Origin of the sequence: Chryseobacterium sp. LAM-KRS1 (assembly GCF_013184525.1) — a bacterium.
Classification (GTDB): Bacteria; Bacteroidota; Bacteroidia; order Flavobacteriales; family Weeksellaceae; genus Chryseobacterium; species Chryseobacterium proteolyticum.
Window position 1 is genome coordinate 1 of sequence record NZ_JAAOIZ010000026.1, and the last position, 566, is coordinate 566.

Here is a 566-nt window from a genome sequence, read left to right on the forward strand (position 1 = left end):
CTTCCTACAAAATTCCACATCAGGTATCTTACAAAGTAATATCCGTTCTGGAAAGTAATGAAGTAATCCATATTCTGAGCCAGAGAAGGCTTCTGAACATTAATAAGATCGTATGGCTTTACTTTCAGATAATCTGCTGCCGTAATCGTTTTATCTTCGTATTTCTTTCTCAGTTCATTGAAGATCTCTTTTGCCTGAGGATTATCTGCCACATCTTCATTTCCATAATTGAAGGTAAAATCAGGAGCCCCATACATTGAAATGTAGTTCGCCATCACCGATTTGTCCTCATTGAACATTCTCGGCATTAAACTTACCTGGGACTTGCTGAAAACATAGTTAAAACGCTCTCCTGTCTTTCTATAGGTTCCTGTTTTTTCATCCTTTTCATAAATGTCGCCGGTTTTCTTTGTTTTAAAACTTCCGTCTTCATTTTTCTCAATTCCGTTGGCATCAAGGAAAGCGGTATAGTTTTGCCCGTAAATTGTCGGCCAGTCTCCATACTGTTCTCTGTTATAATAATCAAGCATACCGATAGCCGTATCGGGATCATTCAGGTTCATTGG

Annotated in this window: 1 pseudogene; it reads right to left on the reverse strand. The window is 38.5% G+C overall.

From position 1 onward, the window contains the following. A pseudogene (locus G9C87_RS20730) lies at positions 1-566 on the reverse strand (DUF2723 domain-containing protein); the annotation flags it as partial.